At 70.0% G+C, this 20,447-nt stretch carries 21 protein-coding genes; 5 read left to right on the top strand and 16 right to left on the bottom strand.

Going from position 1 to position 20,447, the window contains the following annotated elements:
• Positions 1-2: 2 nt before the first annotated feature.
• The 5 genes from E1202_RS16990 to E1202_RS16970 all read right to left on the bottom strand — a co-directional run bounded on the left by E1202_RS16990 (position 3) and on the right by E1202_RS16970 (position 4,434).
• Positions 3-761 (bottom strand): ESX secretion-associated protein EspG, encoded by a 759-nt coding sequence (locus tag E1202_RS16990; RefSeq protein WP_132684132.1) that lies wholly within the window; start codon positions 759-761, stop codon positions 3-5.
• Entirely contained in the window at positions 758-2,317 is a 1,560-nt protein-coding gene (locus E1202_RS16985) for a PPE domain-containing protein (protein WP_132684131.1), read from the bottom strand. Before E1202_RS16985 ends, E1202_RS16990 begins: the two co-directional genes overlap by 4 nt.
• 33 nt (positions 2,318-2,350) lie before the next feature.
• Positions 2,351-2,749: a hypothetical protein gene (locus E1202_RS16980; RefSeq protein WP_132684130.1), complete on the bottom strand. Its 399-nt coding sequence runs from the start codon at positions 2,747-2,749 to the stop codon at positions 2,351-2,353.
• 584 nt (positions 2,750-3,333) lie between these two features.
• A complete protein-coding gene (locus E1202_RS16975) occupies positions 3,334-3,534 on the bottom strand; it encodes a DUF397 domain-containing protein (protein ID WP_132684129.1) in 201 nt (66 codons plus the stop codon).
• 27 nt (positions 3,535-3,561) lie between these two features.
• Positions 3,562-4,434, bottom strand: coding sequence for a helix-turn-helix domain-containing protein (locus tag E1202_RS16970; RefSeq protein WP_235878546.1), 873 nt, complete (start codon positions 4,432-4,434; stop codon positions 3,562-3,564).
• 182 nt (positions 4,435-4,616) lie between these two features.
• Here E1202_RS16970 and E1202_RS16965 point away from each other — a divergent pair, with 182 nt between their 5' ends.
• The 3 genes from E1202_RS16965 to E1202_RS16955 all read left to right on the top strand — a co-directional run bounded on the left by E1202_RS16965 (position 4,617) and on the right by E1202_RS16955 (position 6,894).
• Positions 4,617-4,865: a zinc finger protein gene (locus E1202_RS16965; protein ID WP_132684128.1), complete on the top strand. Its 249-nt coding sequence runs from the start codon at positions 4,617-4,619 to the stop codon at positions 4,863-4,865.
• Between the two features lie 177 nt (positions 4,866-5,042).
• Positions 5,043-5,789, top strand: a complete 747-nt coding sequence (locus E1202_RS16960; protein WP_132684127.1) for an oxygen-binding di-iron domain-containing protein — start codon at positions 5,043-5,045, stop codon at positions 5,787-5,789.
• 82 nt (positions 5,790-5,871) lie between these two features.
• On the top strand, positions 5,872-6,894 hold the full coding sequence (locus tag E1202_RS16955) for an acyl-CoA dehydrogenase family protein (RefSeq protein WP_132684126.1): 1,023 nt from the start codon (positions 5,872-5,874) through the stop codon (positions 6,892-6,894).
• On the opposite strand, the gene E1202_RS16950 is transcribed toward E1202_RS16955, so the two are convergent.
• Entirely contained in the window at positions 6,869-8,467 is a 1,599-nt protein-coding gene (locus tag E1202_RS16950; RefSeq protein WP_132684125.1) for a FadD3 family acyl-CoA ligase, read from the bottom strand. The two genes, E1202_RS16955 and E1202_RS16950, sit on opposite strands and share 26 nt — an antisense overlap.
• Before the next feature lie 424 nt (positions 8,468-8,891).
• On the opposite strand from E1202_RS16950, the gene E1202_RS16945 reads away from it, so the two are divergent.
• Complete coding sequence (locus E1202_RS16945) at positions 8,892-10,223, top strand: MFS transporter (RefSeq protein ID WP_132684124.1); 1,332 nt, start codon at positions 8,892-8,894, stop codon at positions 10,221-10,223.
• Positions 10,224-10,227: 4 nt separating this feature from the next.
• Here the strand turns inward: E1202_RS16945 and E1202_RS31460 are convergent, their stop codons facing one another.
• From E1202_RS31460 to E1202_RS16935, 3 genes are all read right to left on the bottom strand, one after another.
• Positions 10,228-10,398 (bottom strand): hypothetical protein, encoded by a 171-nt coding sequence (locus tag E1202_RS31460; RefSeq protein ID WP_165943879.1) that lies wholly within the window; start codon positions 10,396-10,398, stop codon positions 10,228-10,230.
• Positions 10,399-10,691: 293 nt separating this feature from the next.
• Positions 10,692-11,300 carry an Rv1733c family protein gene (locus E1202_RS16940; RefSeq protein ID WP_132684123.1) on the bottom strand — a complete coding sequence of 203 codons (609 nt, stop codon included), beginning with the start codon at positions 11,298-11,300 and terminating at the stop codon, positions 10,692-10,694.
• A gap of 229 nt (positions 11,301-11,529) precedes the next feature.
• On the bottom strand, positions 11,530-13,140 hold the full coding sequence (locus tag E1202_RS16935) for a GTPase-associated protein 1-related protein (protein ID WP_132684122.1): 1,611 nt from the start codon (positions 13,138-13,140) through the stop codon (positions 11,530-11,532).
• Positions 13,141-13,271: 131 nt separating this feature from the next.
• Between E1202_RS16935 and E1202_RS16930 the strand changes: the two genes are divergently transcribed.
• The gene (locus E1202_RS16930) at positions 13,272-13,895 is read left to right on the top strand and encodes a maleylpyruvate isomerase N-terminal domain-containing protein (protein ID WP_132684121.1); all 624 of its coding nucleotides are present in this window, start codon (positions 13,272-13,274) and stop codon (positions 13,893-13,895) included.
• A gap of 1 nt (position 13,896) precedes the next feature.
• Here the strand turns inward: E1202_RS16930 and E1202_RS16925 are convergent, their stop codons facing one another.
• The 7 genes from E1202_RS16925 to E1202_RS16895 all read right to left on the bottom strand — a co-directional run bounded on the left by E1202_RS16925 (position 13,897) and on the right by E1202_RS16895 (position 20,432).
• On the bottom strand, positions 13,897-14,838 hold the full coding sequence (locus E1202_RS16925) for a heme o synthase (RefSeq protein WP_132674919.1): 942 nt from the start codon (positions 14,836-14,838) through the stop codon (positions 13,897-13,899).
• Complete coding sequence (locus tag E1202_RS16920; protein WP_132684120.1) at positions 14,835-15,224, bottom strand: DUF3817 domain-containing protein; 390 nt, start codon at positions 15,222-15,224, stop codon at positions 14,835-14,837. Before E1202_RS16920 ends, E1202_RS16925 begins: the two co-directional genes overlap by 4 nt.
• 164 nt (positions 15,225-15,388) lie before the next feature.
• Positions 15,389-16,438 carry an LLM class flavin-dependent oxidoreductase gene (locus tag E1202_RS16915; protein ID WP_132684119.1) on the bottom strand — a complete coding sequence of 350 codons (1,050 nt, stop codon included), beginning with the start codon at positions 16,436-16,438 and terminating at the stop codon, positions 15,389-15,391.
• A 99-nt stretch (positions 16,439-16,537) separates the two neighbouring features.
• Positions 16,538-17,842 carry a lysine N(6)-hydroxylase/L-ornithine N(5)-oxygenase family protein gene (locus E1202_RS16910; protein ID WP_132684118.1) on the bottom strand — a complete coding sequence of 435 codons (1,305 nt, stop codon included), beginning with the start codon at positions 17,840-17,842 and terminating at the stop codon, positions 16,538-16,540.
• Positions 17,843-17,932: 90 nt separating this feature from the next.
• Positions 17,933-18,760 carry a siderophore-interacting protein gene (locus tag E1202_RS16905; protein ID WP_132684117.1) on the bottom strand — a complete coding sequence of 276 codons (828 nt, stop codon included), beginning with the start codon at positions 18,758-18,760 and terminating at the stop codon, positions 17,933-17,935.
• 98 nt (positions 18,761-18,858) lie between these two features.
• The gene (locus E1202_RS16900) at positions 18,859-20,244 is read right to left on the bottom strand and encodes a DHA2 family efflux MFS transporter permease subunit (protein ID WP_132684116.1); all 1,386 of its coding nucleotides are present in this window, start codon (positions 20,242-20,244) and stop codon (positions 18,859-18,861) included.
• Positions 20,244-20,432 carry an MbtH family protein gene (locus tag E1202_RS16895; RefSeq protein ID WP_093424246.1) on the bottom strand — a complete coding sequence of 63 codons (189 nt, stop codon included), beginning with the start codon at positions 20,430-20,432 and terminating at the stop codon, positions 20,244-20,246. Before E1202_RS16895 ends, E1202_RS16900 begins: the two co-directional genes overlap by 1 nt.
• Positions 20,433-20,447: the final 15 nt, after the last annotated feature.

Below are 20,447 nucleotides of genomic sequence, written 5' to 3'. Positions count from 1 at the left end.
GTTCAGGCCACCGCGGCCACGACGTCGGCGAGGCGGTGTTCGATCTTCTTGTTGTCGGCCGGGGTGATGCTGAGCCAGGCGCCCTGGCTGACCATCAGGTAGCGACCTTGGTGGGTGTCGAACCAGGTCACGAGGGTTGTGGAGCGGCGTGTTCCGCGTGAAACGCCGAACTGGCCGCCTGCTCGGCGGTTGTTGGCGAGTTCGAGCACGGTCGCCGCGTCCTGCGGTGACAACCCGGCCTTGACCAGGGCGACGTCCTCGTCCACGTCGCCGCCGAAGGGATCGTCGTCGTCCTCTTCGAGGGCTTTCGACAGCGCTTCGGCCGGAACCGAGATCGCCCGCTGCAGGCCCGCTTCACCCGGCGGCAGCACGCCGACGGCCGAGAGGGCCAGAGCGGTGGGGCGGATCTCGGTCAGCCGCAGTTCGTCGCCCACCAGCTGCGCGAGCGCTCCGCTGCGTGGTGCGACGGCGGCGAGAGCGCGAATGGGCTGGTCGCGGTGTCCGATCACGTCCACCGACGTGTCGTGGTCGACCAGCAACCGCAGCAGGTGCGCGAGCTTCGGGTCGAGGTCGAGGTCGCGGTCGGTGGCGAGTCCGCGACGGGCCAGCGAGCGGAAGGCCTCGGCGGTGAGTTCCGCCCGTTCCCGCGTGGTGGCGCCGAGGCTCGGGACCTCCAGCGGGTACGGGATCTTGCCGAGTCCGAGTTCGCCCCAGACCAGGTCGAATTCGGCCGCGGAGAGCACGAAGTCCGGGTTCGTCATTCCTCGCTCTTTTTCTTCTTCTTGCCCTCGCCGATCACCGGCGGCGGGAGGTCCTTGCCCGGAACCTCGACGACGGGACCGCCTTCGACGTACTTGGCCTTGCGCGCCTCGTCCTCGCTGCCCTGACCACCGCGGTTGCCCATCGGACCGCCGCCCATCATCCCGCCGGCACCGCCTGCCGGGGCCTGTCCCGGAGCGGCACCGCCGCCCTGGACCGGGCCGGCTCCGCCGTGGTCACCGGCGGGCGTCCCGCCGACGCCGGACGTGCCGCCGGGCGTGATGTTGCTGCCGGGTGCGCCACCGGACGGCATCGGCGGCGGTGTCGCGCCCAGACCGCCCGCGCCGCCGGAGGAGCCTCCGGCCGCCTTCGTCTGGCCGATCGGCGGGATCTGGCCGTCCGGGCCGGTGGTGTTCGGGATCGGTGGGATCTGCCCGCCCCAGTTCCGGTTGCCGTCGCGGTTGTTCGGCTTGCCGGGACGACGCCCGCCCGGACCGAAGGTGGCCCCGTCCGGCCCTTGGTGCGGTCGCAGCTTCTGGGTCTTCTCGGTCTGCCGGTCGCCGCCCTGGAACGGGGTCGCGCTCTGCGAGGTGGTGCTCTTGGGCTTGTGGTCCTCCAGCGACGGCGGCTTCTGGGTCGGGCCACTGCTCGCGGGCGAGACCGGGTTCGCGCGGATCGTCGGCGAATCCATCGAGCTCGGGCCGCCGATCTGCGGGATCTGCATTCTCTTCGTCGGCGCGCCGGCCCCGGCCGGACCGGTTTGCGCCGCCAACGGCATTCCCTCCGGCCCGGTCCCAGCGGGTCCGGTCTGCGCGGCCGGCGGCGGAGCCGTCGGCTGACCGGCAGGTGCGGATTCGGGCCTGGTCATCTTCTGCGTCGTCTCGGCGCCCCCGCCCGCGGACTGCTGCTCTGTCGGCGCTTCGCCGGGCCCCCCGTCCTCCGCCGCGGCCACGGACCGGACCGTCGTGCGGGGTTTCAACTCCTCGATCGGGTCCGGCGGGGGTGTGAAGCGCGGAGTGTCGCCGTCGATGGCGCGCGAGGACTCCTCCATCCGCGTCATCACCCGCACGGCCTGCTCGTGCGCGCTGGAGGAACGCTCCTGGTTGGCGCGCAGGTCTCCCATCGCCTTGGTGAAGGACTCAAGGTCACCGGTGGCGAAGGTCAGCGCGGCGGTGGCGTGGAGCACCTCGGCGCCCTTGACCGGCTCGGGCATCTCGGCCTTCGCGGTCTCCATGACGCGACCCTGCTCCGCGACGCGATCTGCCAGCGCCCCAGCGGATTCCCCGGCGTCGCGGCTCCAGTTCGCCAGCTTCTCGATCGCCGACCGCGCGGCGTCGGCGGCTTCGCCCTGCCAGCCCGATTCGGTGGCGCGGAGCTGCTCGGACATCCGGTCTGCGGACTCGGCCATCGCGCGGCTCAGCTTGGTCCACTCGTCGGCGAGCTGACCGACGCGGCCGGGATCGTTCTCGATGTGCACGGCGTCGTAGAGCTCGCGGTGGCTGCGCGATGCCCAGTTCTGCGTCTCCACCAACGCGAGGTCGGGTGAGTCCTGCGGCATGTTCTCTTCTCCTCGGCCTGGGTACCAGGCGGATCAGATGAGCTTCTGGAAGGAGTCGGCGACGCGCTGGTCGGTCTCCCGGTAGGTGCGCATCGCGCTCTCTATCGCGTCTCGCGCGTCCACGAGGACGTCCCGGTAGCGCGTGAGAACCGCGACCAGCGAGTGCTCGGCTCCTTCGGCTCTACCGGCGAACTTCTCCGCCATCGCCGTGCCCACCGGGTTCTGCCCCAGAGGCGCCTGGCGGGCGAGGTTGCGCGCTTGCGACAACCAGGAGTCGACCGAGTTCAGGCGCTCGTCCAGGGCGGAGCGGATCGACTCGCCCGCCGCCGGATCCAGCTTCAGGTCCAACGACTCCACGGCATCGCGCATGGCGGCCACCGAAGCCGTCGATTCGGCGAGCGACTGAGACGCCTGCTCGTCAGGCTTGTTCATCTCTCCCCCGAAATACAAGGACAACGGCCCATACCGGATGGCCGGTCACCAACATCCCCCACGGCTCAACACTTACCAGACGATGTGAACGGCGGGGCACACTGGACGCATCGTGATCACTTGTTTACCTCAGCACCGAAAAATGTGACGAGAAAGACGATTCGGCGAAGCAACCATGCCGCATCGGCACGATTTCTTCCGGCGCTCCGGCAGAATCCGAATCCACAGTGGATGGATCGCTCGCGAGACCGCACCCTCTGGGGCCAAGCTTGCACCGACCGCACTTCGGCAGCGTTCCCACTGGTGGGGGCTATGCCGCAGGCCGAGTTCCGAGCGCATCTTCTGGGTGTTCGTCACGTCGAACCGCGCGATGCGTGATCCGGGCTCGAACTTGTCGGTTTCGTCATTCGGCACTTCCCAAAACGGACAACTGATGGGCGGTGCGCTGGATTCGACGTGACGGATTACCACTGCTCGTGCCTTTCGCGCGAGGTGGACCGAAAAACCCCTTCGACGCGACCGCGGCGAACTCGCCTCCGGCAAACAGCGCGGCCCCCGCCGCGAAGGCAGGGGCCGAGCGAAACTCACCCGTCCAGTTCGCCGGTCTTGACCGCGACGAGGAAGTCCGCGAACCGCTTCTTGGAGAAGGCTAAAGCGGCCTGCTCAGGAGCCTTCGAGTCACGAACCCCGCTGACGTGCGGCAGGTTCTGCGCTAGCTCGACGCACTGCCCCTGATCGGTGCTCCGACTCGACTTCCGCCACACGGCGCCCGCCAGCTCGTTCATGTTCGCGTCCTCCCCTTCGCAGGTGTGTCACAGGGACGACGCAAGGCTATCCATGAACTCCGCGGAATCGGCAGGAGTGAGCGCTTCGGCACGCATCTGCTCGAAGACCTCGGTGTAGTGCTTGATGTCGTTCGGGCGCTCCAACCAGACACCACCCCGGAGGTTTTCGACGTACACGGCGTCCATGTCGTCGAAACCCTCCGGGAACCGGAGCATCGAGAACGGCGTCTGCAATCCGAGATGCGCTCCTGCCGCGAAGGGCATGACCTGGATCGTCATGTTGGGCTTCGCGGCCGTCACGACGAGGTAGCGCAGCTGGTCCCTGAGAACCTCCTCGCCTCCGACAGCCCTCCTCAGGGCGGCCTCGTCGAGCACGACGTGCAGTCGAGTCGGGTTCTTCTCGCAGTTGACCCGGTCTTGCCTGGCCTTGCGGAGACCGATGGAGCGCTGAAGCGTCTGCTCATCGACGGCCGATGCCCTGACCCCGAACATCGCCTGCGCGTACTCGGGCGTTTGCAGGAGTCCGTCCACCACGATCGGCGAGTAGTTCCACAGCTCGTCGGCGTCGGATTCCAGGCCGACGAACTTCTCGAACCACTCCGGCATGGTGTCGGAGTACATCGCCCACCAGCCGCGCTCGTTGGACTCCTCGGCCCGGCGGACGAGGTTGTCCGACAGCGGGGCCTCCACGCCGTAGAACTGGCAGAGCAAGCGCACGTTGCGCGGCAGGATGACCTGCTTGCCACCTTCGATCCTGTTGATCGTCGTGATGGTCAGGCCCGCGTACTTGGAGGTGTCGGCGACCTTCTTGCCCGCCTGCTCGCGCAGTTGGCGGAGCTCCCGCCCGAGCTCGCGGCGTCGGAGGTTGGGGCCCGGCCCGCCCTCGTGCTCTTCGACCATCTCTCGCACTCCCTGGCTGCGCATCTGACTGTCGATCATCCTGCAACAAGAGTGCCCACATTGCGTTCACCCATATCGGTAATTGGCGTATGTGTACACATGCAATACCTTCGCCCATGTGGAGCTGATCTTGTGGCCCACGCCGCAACCAGCAGAGATCACCGCAGATGGAGGCGTCGCACATGGGCGAACCGCGCTACCGGCCGCACCCGTTCAGCTGGGTCCCCGGGGACGGCCGACGACACGCGATAGGTGAGGCACGGCCTCCCGGCGGCTGGCCGGACGAAGCGGAGATCACCGCCCTCTGCGGCGACGACGTCCGCGCCGACAACTCGACCTTCGCCTGGTTCTGGGCGACCTGCCCCGACTGCAACGTCGCCGCCCACCGCCTCGCCGACGTCCCCATGCCGACGAACCCGAAACACCCCTGAACTGCTCAGACCAGGCTCGGTGTCGACGCGCCCCCGACACGACACCGAGCCGTCCGGACCGGGCGGTGCCCACCTCCCACCGCACCGCCCGGTCCCCCCGCTCGCTCGTCGTTGTCGGTGTCCGGGGCCACACTGGGCCCGAGCGGACGACAACGGCTGGATCAAGGGGGAGCAGCGATGCCGACGGAGACCACCGAGATCGCTGACGGGGTGCACCGGATTTCGACCTACGTGGAGCCGCCCGGCCTCGTGTTCAACCAGTTCCTGCTGACCGCGGACGAACCGCTGCTGTTCCACACCGGGATGCGCGGCTTGTTCCCGGAAGTATCGGCCGCGGTGCGGCGAATCGTGCCGTTGTCCCGGCTGCGATGGGTGGCCTTCGGGCATCTGGAGGCCGACGAGTGCGGGTCGATGAACGAGTGGCTGCACGCCGCCCCGTCCTCGCAGATCGCGCACGGGACCCTCGGGTGCCGACTGTCGATCAACGACATGGCCGACCGACCGCCGCGGCAGCTCTCGCACGACGAGGTGGTGGACCTCGGCGGCAAACGCGTCCGGCGCATCGAAACACCGCACGTACCGCACGGGTGGGACGCCGGTCTTCTGTTCGAGGAGGTGACCGGGACCCTGTTCTGCGGCGATCTGTTCACCGCGCTCGGCCGCACCACCGCGCTCACCGAAGCCGACATCGTCGGACCGGCGCTGAGCGCCGAGGACAACTTCGGCGCAACCTGCCTCACCCCTTCCACGGCACCGACCATCCGCTCCCTCGCGAACCTGCACCCCACCACGCTCGGCCTGATGCACGGCCCCGCCCACACGGGCGACTGCGAACAAGCGCTCAACGACCTCGCCGAATCCTTCGACGAACGCCTGAGAACCGCAGGCGTGCGCATGGCCGAACCACGCCTCCCCGGCGAGTGATGCCGGCGCACCCCGCTGACGCTCCCCGCCAGGTGGCCGAGCCCTGTCGTGCCGGTCGTGGGGACTCGGGGAAACTGGGGGGATGACTCCGGAGTCGCCCGCGTTGCAGGATGCTCGGCAGATCGCCGAGGACGTGCTCTTCCCCGCCGCGCTGGAGGTCGACGCCGCCGAGCGGGTCCCCGACGGCCACCTGGACCTGCTCGCCGAGCGCGGCTTCTACGGACTCGCGGCGTCCCAGGAGCTGGCCACGCTCGACGTCGGCGACCTCGCGTCGGTGCTGCGGCTCATCGAAGTCCTCGCGAGCGGCTGCCTGACCACGACGTTCGTCTGGATCCAGCACCACGGCGTGCTCAACGCCGCCGAGACCACCAAGAACCGCAACCTGCGCGAGAACTACCTGTCCGACCTGCTCGCAGGCAAGCGCCGCGGCGGGATCGCGCTGGCCTCGGCGCTGCGGACGGGCCCGGCCCCGCTGCGCGCCTCGCCGGTCGTCGGCGGGTACCTGCTGGAAGGCACCGCGCCCTGGTTCACCGGCTGGGGCATGGTCGACTCGCTGCTGGTCGCCGGCCGCAACTCCGAGGACGCGCTGATCTTCGCGATGCTCGACGTCGCGGAGACCGACACCCTGCACGCCGAACCGCTCGACCTGATGGCGGTGCGGGCCAGCGGCACCGTGACGCTGCGGTTCAACAGGCACTTCGTGCCGCGCGACCGGATCGCCTCGACCGTGCCGCAAGCCGATTTCCTCAAGGGCGATTCCAGTTCCGTGCGGTTCAACGGCGCCCTCGCCCTCGGCGTGGCCGGGCGGGCGATCTCGCTGCTCGGCGAGGACGCGGGCGGTCTGCCCGGTGAGCTCGACGCCACGCGATCGAAGCTGGTCACCGCCACCGACGAGGAGCTCTCCGAGGTGCGGGCGCGGGCGTCGGAGCTGGCGATGCGGGCGGCCTCGGCTGCCGCGGTGCACCACGGCAGCCGATCGGTGCTGCCGGGCAGTCACGCGCAGCGGCTGGTCCGGGAGGCCACGTTCCTGCTGCTGTTCGGTTCGCGGCCGTCGATCAGGACGGCGCTGCTGAACCGGCTCACCGCTCCGCGAGAACCCGCTTGAGGATCTTGCCGGAGGCGTTGCGCGGGAGCTCACCGACGAACTCCACCGAGCGCGGCAGCTTGAAGTTCGCCAGCCGCTGCTTGCAGAAGGCCAGCACCGACTCCTCGGTCAGCGAGTCGTCGCCCACCACGTACGCCTTGCCGACCTCGCCGAGGCGTTCGTGCGGCACCCCGATCACCGCCACGTCCCGCACCCCGTCCAGGTAGGCCAGGGCCTGCTCCACCTCGGCCGGGTAGACGTTGAAACCGCCGCAGACGTACATGTCCTTGAGACGATCGGTGATCCGCAGGTAGCCGCGTTCGTCCAGCACCCCGATGTCACCGGTGTGCAGCCTGCCGTCGTGGTCGATGGCGTGCGCCGTGGAGTTCGGGTCGTCGAGGTAGCCGCGCATCACGTTCGGACCGCGCAGCACCACCTCTCCCGCCTGCCCCGGGTCCATGTCGTTGCCGTCGGCGTCGACCACCGCCACCTCGAAACCGGCGGCGGCACGACCGCAGGTGCGGGCGACGGTTTCGGCGTCGTCCCCGGGGCGGCACATGGTGGCCACGACCGCCTCGGTCAGCCCGTAGGCGGTGAGCACCGTGTCGAAGCCCAGGTCGGTGCGCATGCGCTCGACGAGCGCGACCGGGACCGTCGCGGCACCGGTGACCGCCAGACGCAGTCCCGGCAGCTCCCGGTCACCGCGTTCGGGCGCGTGCAGCAGGGTCTGGAAGATCGTGGGGGCGGCGGCCAGGATCGAGATCCGCTCGGTGTCGATGACGTCGAGCGTCGAGGCCGCGTCGAAGATCGCCTGCGGGACCATCGTGGTGCCGGTCAGCAGGCACACCAGGATTCCGGCCTTGTAGCCGAAGCTGTGCGAGAACGGGTTGACCAGCAGGTATCGGTCGCCCTTGCGGACGTTGCCGCACTCGGCCCACGCCCTGGCCACGCCGAGCGTCTGGCGGTGCAGCGACATCACGCCCTTGGCGCGACCGGTGGTTCCGGAGGTGAACAGCACGTCGGCGAGGTCGTCCGCGGTGACCGCGTCGGCGCGGCGCTCGACCTCCGACTCCGGCACCTTCGCGGCCAGTTCGCCGATCTCGTCCCAGTCGTGCACGCCAGGTCCCGCCGGGGACGCGGTGCCGACCGGGACGCGCAGGACCGCGCGCAGCTCCGGCAATCCGGCGACCACCTCGCCGGGACCGTCGCCTGCGGCCTCGTGGACGTCCGCGAGCCGGTCCACGCCCAGGAACTCGTCGGCCACCACCAGGGCGCGAGCCTTGCTGCGGTGCAGCAGGTCCGCCGATTCCACGCCGGTGAAGCGGGTGTTGACGGGCACGAGCGTCGCTCCCGCGCAGGAGGCGCCGAGGGCGGCCAGCACCCAGTGGTGGGTGTTCGGCGAGTTCAGGGCCACCCGGTCGCCGGGGCGGACGCCGACGGCGGCGAACATCCGCGCCAGCTCCCGGACGCGCTCGGCGAGCTGACCGAAGGTCAGCCGGACCGGGCCGTCCACCAGCGCTTCCACCTCGCCGAAGCGTTCCGCCGCGTTCCGGACCGCAGCCGGAATCGACTCCACGCCCTGCGCACGAGCCATCTCGTCCTCCCGGGGTCAGACACCGACGTCGCGAACCCGGGACGGAGCCTACCCAAGCAAGCACCCGCTTGGTAGCCCCTCTGCGGCGGGCGGTTCCGACCCGAACCGACCCGGCGGAACGGGCGTTGATCGCGGACCGTTCGGATCAAACCCGTCCACTGTCAACGCACGTCGAACGACGCGACCACCCCGAGGACCCCGGCGGTCGGCCCAGCGGTTGTCCGCCTTTCGGAGCAGGGCGGGCACGGGGTGGTCACGAAGGGGCCACGGGACAAGCGGAGGGTTTGCCTTCCGGATTCGCAGTGGCACGATGGCCGCCAATGACCCGGACAGGGCGGTTGCGGGCATGCCTCACCAACCGGGTTCAACGCGGAACCCGTTGCTCGCAGGGGTTTTTCACGCCCTGGTGCATCGAGGAGTGACGATGAGCAGCGCCGCCATCGGTTCCGAGCAGATCCCGCCCACGCAGCCGCGAGAACTCCGGCGCGTGGTCACCTCCTCCGTCGTCGGCACCGCCCTGGAGTGGTACGACTTCTTCATCTACGGCTTCGCCGTCACGCTGGTGTTCAACAAGCTGTTCTTCCCCACCAGCGACCCCGCGGTCGGCACCATCGCCGGCTTCGCGACCTTCGGCGTCGGCTTCGCCATCCGGCCGCTGGGCGGATTCCTGTTCGGGCACCTCGGCGACCGCGTCGGACGCCGGGCGACGCTGGTGCTCACCACGCTGGTCATGGGCGTGTCGACCGGTCTCATCGGCCTGCTGCCGACCTACGAGACGATCGGCGTCTGGGCTCCGGTGCTGCTCACGCTGCTGCGAGTCCTCCAGGGCCTGGGCGCGGGCGCGGAGTTCGGCGGCGCCTCGACGCTGCTGTGCGAGCACGCCCCGCCCCACCGGCGCGGCTACCTCAGCTCCTACGCCCAGACCGGCGTGCAGATCGGGCTCCTGCTGGGAACCGTGTCGTTCCTGCTGGTGGAGAGCCTGGGCGACGAGGCCGTGCAGGCGTGGGCGTGGCGGGTGCCGTTCCTACTCAGCTTCGTGATGATCGCGCTCTCGCTGTACGTGCGACTGCGGGTCGCCGAATCCCCGGTGTTCGAGCGCATGTCCGCCGATCGCCGCACCGTCAAGCTGCCGGTGTTCGAGGCGATGCGCCGCTACCCGCGCAACTTCCTGATCGGCATCGGCGCGCACATCTGCGACACCGCCGTGGTCTACATCTACGCGACCTTCAGCGTCGCCTACGTCCAGGAGACGCTGGACCTGCCGCGCTGGATCGGCCTCACCGGCGTGATCGCCTCGACGTTCGTGGTGATCGTGCTGCAACCGCTCTACGGCGCGCTGTCGGACCGGGTGGGCCGCAAACCGCTGAACCTGTTCAGCGTGATCTTCACCGGGCTGTTCGCGTTCCCGTTCTTCGCCCTGCTCGACACCCAGCAGCCCGCGTTGATCTGGATCGCGCTGGTGGTCGCCGCCGGCCTGGGACTGGCTCCGATGATCGCGGTGCAGCCCGCGTTCTACGCCGAGCTGTTCGGCGCCCGCGTGCGCTACACAGGGTTCGCCTCGTCCCGCGAGATCGGCGCGGCGCTCGGCGGGTTCTCCCCGCTGGTCGCCTCCGCGCTGGTCATCCAGGGCGGAGGAACGGGCTGGTCGGTGGCGGTGTGGATGGTCATCACCGCGCTCATCTCGCTGGTGGCGTTCGCGTTCTCCCGCGAGACCAAGGATCTGGACATCACGGTGCCGGAGACCGTCCAGCGCTGAGCGGTCAGCTCGCCACCGCGGCCTCGTCGGCCTCGAGCGCTTCGGCCAGTTCCTCGGCGAAGGACGGCACGGGCGAGAACTGCCACGTGGTGCCGGCCGGATCGCACAGCTCGCTGGCCAGCTCCTCGTAGATCGGCACGCTCTCCGCCGTCTCGGTCGACTGCTGCTCCCCCATTGCCGCATCCCCTCATAATCGTCAGCGGGCGAGTGTCCTCGTCCCTGCGATGACGTGCCGGCCTCGGCACCAACCGGCTCGTCAAAGGTGTCACTCCGTTGTGGAGATCCACGCGGGTACCCAAACACAGCGCCGGGTCCCACTGACAAGTTCGGCGGCCACATTTAACCCGACCGGGTGAAGGGAGCGAACGCTGGCGTCGCTCATCGATAACGTTGCCGCCACGAAGCCTCAAGTTCACGGCGACGAAGGGTGACCGATCAGCGGCTCCGCGCGGGGGCGGAGACGGACGGTCAGCGCTGCGACCAGGTGCCGCCGCGCTGCACGTGATCCCACTCGCGGGCCCAGGCGTTCATGGCGATCCGGCGGGCGCCGGCCTGCACCGCACCGATCAGCGCGAAGCTCCCGATCTCCAGGACCACCAGCAGCAGCAAGGCGGCGAACACCGCTGAAGCCGTGATGGAGCCCTCGTCGGGCGGCGGCGGAACGCGGTAGCCCTGCTCGTCGACCCACACCTCGACGTCGTCACCGACCTTCGCCGACGACGGCACCTGCACGCGGGAACGCTGCTCGTGCAGACCCGCCTTCCACGCCACCTCCGCCGTGGAGCTGACCGCGTCCTGGCTGTAGACCTCGGAGGCCGGGATGCTCAGCGAGGGCGGAGCGACGACCACCGCGGCCACCGGACGACTGGTGCGGGCCGCCTGCTCGGCGCGTTCGGTGAGGTCCCGGTGCGTGGACTCGGCGAACATGCCCGACACCGGAACCGCGATCATCGCGACCATCAGCAGCATTAACGTGAGCCCGGCGGCGAGCCGGTCGATCGGCCGGCGCAGCGGGTTCCGCCCGATGCCCAGCGCGTTGACCAGCCATGCCGCGTGCGCCTTGAGCGCCGCCCCCATGAGCGAACCTCCCGTGGAATTCCTTCGGCGCGGGCACCGGCGGTGATGCGGTGGTGGCCCTGCGCGATGACTACCCACGAGAAGTATCCCGCTCCGAACGTCGATCGTTATCGCACCGTGACCGGTCATACACTAACGATGCGACGAATGCCCGATATTGACCCTCGGTGTCACGCGTTCAGCCGTACGGCAACCCGTTCCAGTGAGCCGGCTGAACGGCTCCAGACACTCAACGACGTCGCTGCCACCACTTGCGAGGGGCGCGGTCGGGTTCCGCCGGGGTCCTGACGATCTCCTGCAACCACTCGTGCCACCCGGCGGCGTGATCCGCGGCCGAGACGCGCAGCAGCTTGCTGATCCGCCGGTGATCGGCGCGCCTGCCTCCGCGCGCCCAGCGCTCCAGCTCGCGGTCGTAGGCCGTGCGCACGTCGGCGGTCGCGGTGTCCGACCAGGCCAGCACGAACGCCAGCGCGACGGCCCGATCCCGCCGCGACTCCTCGGCCCGCTCGTCGTTCCACACCGAGGGCAGCTCGCGCAGCAGCAGGCGCTGCAGGGCCTGCCCGGCCGACGCGATCGCGCGCACCGCCGCGCGGGGATCGGCGGCCAGCAGCGCGGTCACCACCTCGGGCAACCGCGCGCGCAGCACCCGCTCGGAGACGTCGTCCAAGGAGCCGACCTCAGCGCCCCGGGAGAACCCGGCCGCCCAGGAGCGCACCCGCCCGTCCTCGGCCCACAGCTCGCGCTGGTCGGCGCACAGGTGGTGGCTCAGCACGCGCAGCAGGTCGAGGTGGCGGCCGGTCACCTTGGCCTTGCTCAGCACCGAGAACGCGCGCTGCGCGATCGACTCGGTGACGGCCGTGGCGGGCAGCGCCCCGATGAGCCGGTGCAGCTCGTCCACGGTGGGCGGTGCGGCGCTGAACAGCGCGGCCAGCACCGCCTCCGGGGTGTCGGGGAGATCGGGATCGCGCAGCCGGTCGGCGAACAGGTCGACGATCTCGCGGCGGGCGTCGCCCTTGGCGCGCACCGCCGCCGAGATGACCGCGGCGTCCAGCGGCTCGAAGGGGTCGGTGGCGGTGCGCCGCAGCAGCGGCCACCAGTGCTCGTTCACGGCGGTCAGAACGACGTCGGAGTGCTTGAGCCGCTCGCCGAGGGTCTGCCGCAGCAGCGCGACGAGCTCGTCGCCGCAGGGCCACTCCGCCGGGTCCAGCGCGGCTTCGGGGTGCGAGGCCCACCAGCCCACGAACCGCTCGGCGGCGAAGCGGTCCGGCGGCAGGTCGACGCCGAACCGGGTGGCCGTGCGTAACAGCAGGTCGACGCGTTCCGGGGCCACTTCCGCTGCGGCGTCGGCCAGCAGAGACCGGGCTTCCTCGGCCTCGTCCGCGCCCCAGGGGTTCGAGGTCAGCGGCACCGGTTCGGGCACCTGCGCTCCGCCGACCAGATCGGCGACCTCGCAGCGCAGCAGGGCTATCCGGGCACGACCGGAGTGCTCGGCGGCCAGGTCGGTGAGCACCTCGCGCGGCGGCTCGGCGGCCAGCACCGCCGACAGCACCGGCCCGCGCACGTCGGCGGGCGCCGAGTGCAGCCAGGCCGCGACCAGCGCGCAGTCCTCGGTCGCCAGCGCCTCGCCGAGCACGATGACGCCCGCGGCCAGCCGGTCGGCAGGGCCGGCGTGCGGCTCGCCCCGGGTGCGGGCGAACTCGTCGGCCAGCTCGACGACGTTGACCGCCTCGACCGAATCCGGCGTCAGGACGCGCGGCACCCAGCGCCTGGCCGGGGCCTGAGGCGGTTCGCCGGTACCCGGTGGCTCCGGCGTCTGCTCCGCCGGACTACCTCCGCTCATCGCACGCTCCCGCGTCTCGTCGTCGATCAACACCGGAACACCCGGAAAGATTATCCGCGTCACCCGACATCTCGTGAGTGAATGGGTACCTCAGGCCGAAGAGAAGAGTCCTTCCAGCCGATCGGAGAAGCATGATCATCGACGCCCTGGACCAGACCTGGCAAGTGTGGGCGCGACTGGGCGGGGAGCTGACCGACGACGAGTGGACCCGACCCACGCGACTTCCGAGCTGGACCGTCAAGGACGTCTACACCCATTGCAGCCCGTTCCCGTCGGCGACCCTGGCAGGTGTCGAGGCCCCCTCCCCGGACGCCCCGGTCAGCCACGACGACGCCGCCGACCTGCTGTCGTTCATGCAGCGCCCGGGAGGCGTGGCGGACCAGTCCGCGGAACTGCTCAAGGAGTCCGCGACCACCCGGTCGCGGACGATGTCCACAGACGAGCTGGTCGCCCAGTTCGCGACCGTCGCACCGCAGGCCATCGACCGGCTCCGCGAGGCCGACCTGGAGAGAACGGTGCACTACGGCGGGTTCGCGGTGGTGCCCGCGCGCGAGGCGCTGCGGATCTTCGTGATGGAGGGCGTCGTGCACTACTTCGACATCGCCGCCGCCCTGGACCGCGACATGCCCGGCCCCATGGCCGGTGAAGCGCTGAAGGTGACGATCCGGCTGCTGGCCGAGACCGCCGACCCGGTCACCCTCATCGACGCGGCGACCGGACGCGGCGACGCCGCGGTGTTCCCCGTGATGCGCTGAGTCAGCCGATCACGGGTGTCAGCGCCGCGTCCACCGCGATCGCCACGAACACCAGCGTCAAGTACGAGTTCGAGAGGTGGAACAGCTTCATCGGGTTCAGCGCCAGGCCCTTGCGGGCGTTGTTGTGCAGGCGCTGCGCGACGACCAGGAAGATCACGCCCGACACACCGGCGAGAGCGATGTAGACCCAGCTGGTGACCGGGAACAGCAGCAGCGTGCAGCCGACGGTGGCCCAGCTGTAGGCGAGGATGCGCGCCGAGACCTGCTTGGTGGTGGCCACCACCGGCAGCATCGGCACGCCCGCGCGGGCGTAGTCGTCCTTGTACTTCATCGCGAGCGACCAGAAGTGCGGCGGCGTCCACAGGAACACCACGCCGAACATCACGATCGCGGGCCACTCGACCTTGCCGGTCACCGCGGCCCAGCCGACCACGACGGGCATGCAGCCCGCTGCACCGCCCCACACGATGTTCTGCGAGGTGCGGCGCTTGAGCACCAGCGTGTAGACGAAGACGTAGAACAGGATCGCGGCCGTCGACAGCGACGCGGCCAGCAGGTTCGCCCCGAGCCACAGCACCAGGAACGACACGACGCCGAGCGCGATGCCGAAGATCAGCGCGCTGCGGCGCGGCACCTCGTAGCGCACCAGCGGGCGCTTCTTGGTGCGGTCCATGACGGCGTCGATGTCGGAGTCCGCGACGCAGTTGAGCGCGTTGGCGCTCCCGGCGGACATGGCGCCGCCGAGCAGCGTGACGACGACCAGCCACGGGGACGGGATGCCGCGCTGGGCGAGGAACATCGCAGGGATGGTCGTGACGAGCAGCAGCTCGATGACGCGCGGCTTGGTGAGCGCGAAGTACGCGCCGAGCACCGTGCGGCGGCGCACCGGCTTCTCCGGCGCGGGCTGCTCGGACCGGTTCACTGACTCGGGGATGGCTGTCATTTGGCGGTTGTTTCCTCCGCGGTCTGCGGCTGCACGATCGGCTTGCCCGCCAACCGCAGCTCGTGCCAGCGCACGACCTTGCGCTCGGCGAAGAACGCACCGAACGGGATGGTCCCGGCCAGCAGCACCAGCAGCATCCGGCCCATCGGGACCCGCAGCTGCGTCGTGGCCACGACCGCGACCAGCAGGTACACCATGTACAGCCAGCCGTGCGCGATGCCGATCGTGGTGACCCACGTCGTACCGGTCTGCTGCGTCGCCGAACCTTCGGGCCACAGGCCGAGGAAGTGCCCGTACTTGAGCACCATGGCGGCGCACAAGAGGATCAGCAGCACGGCAGTGACGTACGCCATGATCCGGTAGAAGATCAGCACACCAGGCTTCACGCCAATCCCTCAATCCCGCGTCGTGCCCACACACCGGGCACCTGCAACACCGGTGTCAATAGACCGTACGACACGCGCACCACGCGCCCGCTCGCGACCTCGAACTAGAGTGGCCAGGCACACTCCACCGCGGCCGGAACCACGTCCGACCTGGGAAGCCCGAGTCAGATCATCCGGAAGGACTTCGCGATCAGCTCGAACGAGCGCAGCTTGGTCTCCGCGTCCGGGAGGTTGGCGGTGATCATGAGCTCGTCGGCGCCGGTGCGCTCGCGCAACTCCTCCAGCCCGGCCCGAACCGCGTCCGGGGTGCCGTGGACGGCGTCGGCCAGCCAGTGGTCGACGAACGCCTGGTCGAGCTCGGTGTAGGGGTAGTCCCGCGCCTGCTGCCGGGTGGGCTGCTTGCCGGGCACGCCCTGGCGCAGCTTGAGCATGCTCAGCGCGATCGGCCGGACGACGTCCAGCGCCTCCTCCTCGGTGTCGGCGGCGACGGCCTGCACGCCGATCATCGAGTACGGCTCGGCGAGGACCTCGGAGGGCTGGAAGGACTCGCGGTAGAGCTCCAGCGCGGGCAGCGTGTTCTGCGCGCTGAAGTGGTGGGCGAAGGCGAACGGCAGCCCCAGCGCCCCGGCCAGCTGCGCGCTGAAGCCGCTGGAGCCCAGCAGCCACACGGGCGGCAGCGGGCCGTGCGGCACCGACTGCACCTCGGCGTAGGGGTGGTCCAGCGGGAAGTCGTCGTCGAGGAAGGCGATCAGCTCGCCGAGCTGCTGCGGGAAGTCCTCCGCCGACAGCGGCCCCTCGGTGCGCCGCAGCGCCCGCGCCGTGGCCTGGTCGGTGCCGGGCGCCCGGCCGACGCCCAGGTCGATCCGGCCGGGGTGCAGGGCCTGCAGGGTTCCGAACTGCTCGGCGATCACCAGCGGCGCGTGGTTGGGCAGCATCACGCCGCCGGAACCGAGCCGCAGGGTCCGCGTGTGCGCGGCCAGGTGCGCGATCACCACCGCCGGTGAGGAGCTGGCGATCCCGGGCATGCCGTGGTGCTCGGCCACCCACATCCGGTGGTAGCCGAGCTCCTCGACCCGCTTGGCCAGCTCCGTGGTCCCCGCCAGGGCGTCCGACGGCGAGTCCTCGACTCCCACGGTCGCCAGGTCCAGCACGGACAACGGCACCGAGGCCTCACCCTTGGCCGAACCCCGAATCAGATCCTCACTCGCACTCATCACGCGGTACAACCCCCGCACCCCCGACCTTGTTCCCACGCCACGACAGGGCCGTTCGAATGTCGCGCGAGATTCGAATAACGCAGGCCGGGGCGGGGTTCAGCTGCCGGAGAGGGCGTAGTCGTGGGTGTGGGCCTTGCGGCGGGCGACGAGGGAGTCGCGGATCTCGCCGGCCCTGACGGCGCCGTTGGACAGCAGCGAAGACGTGATGCCGTGGGTGTGCTCGGTGCCGCCCTGGAGGTAGACCGCGCCCGGCAGCTCGCCGGTGGTGCGGACCCGGTAGTCCCGCTCGACCTGCAACGAGCCCTGCTCGTCCCACTCGCAGTGCCGGGCCAGTTCGCCGAGCAGCGTGTAGGGGTCGCGCGGGCGGCAGCCGGTGGCGTAGACGAGCAGGTCCGCGTCGAGGACGCTGCACTCCCCGGTGGGCTGGAACTCGACGGTCACCTCCGCCCCGCCCGGGCGGGTGTCGACGTCAACGAGCCTGCTCGCGTTGAGGATCCGTAGCCGCTCCGCTCCGCGCACCTTCTCCTGGTAGGAGCGGGAGTAGAGCTCCTCGATCAGCTCCAGGTCGACCACCGAGTAGTTGGTGTTGCGGTGGTAGTCCATGAGCTTGGCGCGGACCTCGGGCGAGGACGCGTAGAAGTCGTCCACGGCCTGCGGGTCGAAGATCCGGTTGGCGAAGGGGCTGTCGTCGGCCGGGCTGTAGCCGTAGCGGCCGAACACCGCGCACACCTCGGCGTCGGCGAAGGTGCGGTGCAGGTAGTCGGTGACCTCGGCGGCGGACTGACCGGCGCCGATCACCACGCAGCGCTTCGGCTGGTCGGTCAGCTCCGGAACCCGGTGCATCAGGTCGAGGTTGTGCCACACCCGATCACCGAGTTCGGCGCCCTCCGGCAAGGAGGCTTCGAGCCCGACGGCCATGACGATGTTGTGCGCCCGGTGCACGGCCAGCTGACCACCGTGCCGGACGACGACCTCGAAGTGCTCCTCGACCGGCTTCACCTCCACGACCTCGGAGTCGTAGCGCACCACGTCGTCGAGCCGCCCGGCCGCCCACTCCAGGTAGTCGTGGTACTCGACCCGGGTGGGGAACAGGGTCTTGTGGTTGATGAAGTCGGCCAGCCGGTCCTTGGCGTGCAGGTAGGACAGGAACGAGAAGTCGCTGGCCGGGTTGCGCATGGTGACCAGGTCCTTGAGGTAGGACACCTGCATGGTCGTGCCTTCGATCAACATGCCCCGGTGCCATCCGAAGGACGCCTGGCGCTCGAAGAACACCCCGTCGATGGGGTCGTTGCCCGCGGTCCGGTTGTGCTCCTCCAGCGCGATCGCCAGCGCCAGGTTGGACGGCCCGAAGCCGATCCCCAGCACGTCGTGGACTTTCTCTTGGTTCAGCGCCGCAGACACGTCGTCCCCTCGGTTCGCCGGTGCCCGATTCGCGGGCGAGTGGATGTACCGGCGAACCCGCGGGGGTCAGGCCGGATTTCGCCGCGTCGGTCAGTCCCGATCGTGGTTGTGCTTGTCGTGGTACTCGGTTTCGGCCATGCCGTACTTCCAGTAGCCGATGGCCAGCACGGACTTGCCGTCCATGCCTCGCTCGTCGCGCAGGTGCCGCCGGATGCCGCGCACCACGCCGGACTCCCCCGCCACCCAGGCGGAGACGTCGACGTCGGCGGGCACGTCCAGCCCCTGCACGGCGTTGATCAGCTGCTGCGACAGGCCGGCGGGGCGACCGTCGCGGTGCAGCCAGGTCCACCGCAGGTCCGGCGGGCACTGCACGTGCTGGCGGTCGTCGGCGGTGTCGACCTCGACGAGCACGTGTCCGCGCGCGGTGGGCGGCAGCGATTCGACGATGCCGGCGATCGCCGGCATGGCGGTCTCGTCGCCTGCCAGCAGGTACCAGTCGGCGGCCCGGCAGGTCTTGCCGCCGGGGCCCATCACGCCGAGGCGGTCACCGGGCCGGGCGTGGCGCGCCCAGTTGGAGGCCACGCCGTGCTCGCCGTGCATCACGAAGTCGATGTCGAGCTCGCCGCGCGACTCGTCGTAGCGGCGGACGGTGTAGGTGCGCATGGTCGGTCGGACTTCCGGCTCCGGCCAGCTGTACCGGCCGGTCTCGGGGTCCAGCTGCGGGAGGACCGGGCGTTCCTGGCCCTGTCGCGGCACGAAGACCTTGATGTTGGGCCCGGTGTGCTGGTCGAGGAAGCCGGACAGCTCCTCGCCCCCGAGGGTGACCCGACGCATCGACGGGCTCAGCTCGGCGGTGCGCAGCACCTCGAGGTCACGTGCCGGGGGCCGGTTGCGCCGAAGTCGATCCGCAGTACTCATCGACCATGCGTTCCTTTCCGCTCCACCAACGATCATTGAGTTAAGGCTAGCCTAACCATAGATCGGACGATTGTCTTCCCCTCGGTGGCTCAGGTCTCTCAGCGCCCCGCCGGGACCGGTTCTCGTTGCAGCACCACGGATTCCGTCACGCGCAGGGCCAGCAGAACACCGATGATCGCGAAAGCGGCGGAGGTCAACATCGCCAAGTGGTAGGAACCCAGACCCGGCCCCGAGGCCGCCAGAACGCTGGCCGTGATGGCCACGCCGAGCGCCGAACCGACCTGCCGCTGCACGTTGAACAGCGTCGACGCACCGCCGGTGTCGGTCTTGTCGATGGTCATGAACGCGACCACCTGCAGCTCGGCCGTGGCCGCCCCGACGAAGAAGCCGGAGGCCAGCTGGACGAACGCGGCCATCCACACGTCGTGCGGGCCGATGAGGTTCATCGCCGCGAAGGACAGGGCCGCGCCGAACATCGCCACCGCGATCAGCAGTCGCGGCCCGAACCTGCGGTGCGCCCAGCCGACCAGCTGCGAAGCGATCATCAGCCCCACCGCCTTCGGCAGGGTCACCAGGCCCGTCTCCCACGCCGACGCGCCCAGCTCCACCTGGTACATCAACGTGAACCCGTAGAGCGTGCCGAGGAATCCGACCAGGCAGGTGAACAGGATCAGGCTGGCTCTGCGGAAGTGGTCGTCGGCGAACAGCCGCAGGTCCAGCATCGGGTGCTCGGTGCGCAGCTGGGCCCGCACCAGCAGGCCCAGCAGGACGAGCCCGGTGGCACCGGCCAGCCAGCTCACCGCGGCCGAGGCGCCCGTGGCGATGCCCTCCAGGCTGAAGACCACGAGTCCGAGACCCGGTGCGGCCAGAGCGAACCCGGGCAGGTCGAAGCGCTTGTCCGGTGCCTCCACGTGTTCCCGCAGCAGCAGCGCGCCGAAGACGAGCGCGGCGATGCCGACGGGCAGGTTGACGAAGAAGCCCCAGCGCCAGGTGAGGTGCTCGACGAAGAACCCGCCCAGCACGGGTCCGAGCGCGGGCGCCACTGCCGTGGGCAGCAGCAGGACCCGCGACAACCGGATCCGCTCGGCCGGCGGGTAGGCGCGGAACAGCAGGGTCAGCGCGACCGGGCTCATCACCCCGCCACCGGCGCCCTGCAGGATGCGGGCCAGCGTCAGCTGCAGCAGGTCGCCCGACAGCCCGCACAGCGCGGAGGCGAACACGAAAACGCCGAAGGCGTACAGGAAGACCCGCTTCGTGCCGTACCGGTCGCCGAGCCAGCCCGACACCGGGATGCACACCGCGAGGCTGACCAGGTAGCCGACGTTGACCGCGGACGCCGAGCTCGCCGACACCGAGAAGTCCTCGACCAGCGCGGGCAGCGCGACGTTGACGATCGTGGCGTCCATGCCGTTCATGAACATCGCCGCGACGTAGCAGACGCAGACCGCGACCTGCGGGTTCACCCGGCGCAACGCGGTGGCCATCAGCGGGCGGGCCGCATGTCGGTCCAGTGCACCTCGATGTGGTCGACACAGGACTGCCGGTCGGTCGGGCCGTGCGCGACGGTCCACCCGGCGGGCACCTCGATCGCGGCCGGCCACAGCGAGTACTGGTCCTGATCGTTGATCAGGGCGTAGTACTGCGCGTCCGGGTCCTCGAACGGGTTCGTCATCGTCTTGCTCCTCCT

It is taken from the genome of Saccharopolyspora karakumensis, assembly GCF_004349225.1.
GTDB lineage: Bacteria > Actinomycetota > Actinomycetes > Mycobacteriales > Pseudonocardiaceae > Saccharopolyspora > Saccharopolyspora endophytica.
Note: the sequence above shows the minus strand (reverse complement) of the source record. Positions and strands in the feature narration are given on the sequence as shown.

What these genes read in the sequence shown, in the direction of transcription:
- E1202_RS16900 (WP_132684116.1), bottom strand. Translation starts at nt 20,244, where the DNA reads ATGGCCACCGCGTTGCGCCGGGTGAACCCGCAGGTCGCGGTCTGCGTC.
- E1202_RS16980 (WP_132684130.1), bottom strand. Translation starts at nt 2,749, where the DNA reads ATGAACAAGCCTGACGAGCAGGCGTCTCAGTCGCTCGCCGAATCGACG.
- E1202_RS16915 (WP_132684119.1), bottom strand. Translation starts at nt 16,438, where the DNA reads ATGAGTGCGAGTGAGGATCTGATTCGGGGTTCGGCCAAGGGTGAGGCC.
- E1202_RS16945 (WP_132684124.1), top strand. Translation starts at nt 8,892, where the DNA reads ATGAGCAGCGCCGCCATCGGTTCCGAGCAGATCCCGCCCACGCAGCCG.
- E1202_RS16940 (WP_132684123.1), bottom strand. Translation starts at nt 11,300, where the DNA reads ATGGGGGCGGCGCTCAAGGCGCACGCGGCATGGCTGGTCAACGCGCTG.
- E1202_RS16975 (WP_132684129.1), bottom strand. Translation starts at nt 3,534, where the DNA reads ATGAACGAGCTGGCGGGCGCCGTGTGGCGGAAGTCGAGTCGGAGCACC.
- E1202_RS16960 (WP_132684127.1), top strand. Translation starts at nt 5,043, where the DNA reads ATGCCGACGGAGACCACCGAGATCGCTGACGGGGTGCACCGGATTTCG.
- E1202_RS16935 (WP_132684122.1), bottom strand. Translation starts at nt 13,140, where the DNA reads ATGAGCGGAGGTAGTCCGGCGGAGCAGACGCCGGAGCCACCGGGTACC.
- E1202_RS16895 (WP_093424246.1), bottom strand. Translation starts at nt 20,432, where the DNA reads ATGACGAACCCGTTCGAGGACCCGGACGCGCAGTACTACGCCCTGATC.
- E1202_RS16925 (WP_132674919.1), bottom strand. Translation starts at nt 14,838, where the DNA reads ATGACAGCCATCCCCGAGTCAGTGAACCGGTCCGAGCAGCCCGCGCCG.
- E1202_RS16965 (WP_132684128.1), top strand. Translation starts at nt 4,617, where the DNA reads ATGGGCGAACCGCGCTACCGGCCGCACCCGTTCAGCTGGGTCCCCGGG.
- E1202_RS16930 (WP_132684121.1), top strand. Translation starts at nt 13,272, where the DNA reads ATGATCATCGACGCCCTGGACCAGACCTGGCAAGTGTGGGCGCGACTG.
- E1202_RS16990 (WP_132684132.1), bottom strand. Translation starts at nt 761, where the DNA reads ATGACGAACCCGGACTTCGTGCTCTCCGCGGCCGAATTCGACCTGGTC.
- E1202_RS16985 (WP_132684131.1), bottom strand. Translation starts at nt 2,317, where the DNA reads ATGCCGCAGGACTCACCCGACCTCGCGTTGGTGGAGACGCAGAACTGG.
- E1202_RS31460 (WP_165943879.1), bottom strand. Translation starts at nt 10,398, where the DNA reads ATGGGGGAGCAGCAGTCGACCGAGACGGCGGAGAGCGTGCCGATCTAC.
- E1202_RS16950 (WP_132684125.1), bottom strand. Translation starts at nt 8,467, where the DNA reads ATGGCTCGTGCGCAGGGCGTGGAGTCGATTCCGGCTGCGGTCCGGAAC.
- E1202_RS16955 (WP_132684126.1), top strand. Translation starts at nt 5,872, where the DNA reads ATGACTCCGGAGTCGCCCGCGTTGCAGGATGCTCGGCAGATCGCCGAG.
- E1202_RS16970 (WP_235878546.1), bottom strand. Translation starts at nt 4,434, where the DNA reads ATGGTCGAAGAGCACGAGGGCGGGCCGGGCCCCAACCTCCGACGCCGC.
- E1202_RS16905 (WP_132684117.1), bottom strand. Translation starts at nt 18,760, where the DNA reads ATGAGTACTGCGGATCGACTTCGGCGCAACCGGCCCCCGGCACGTGAC.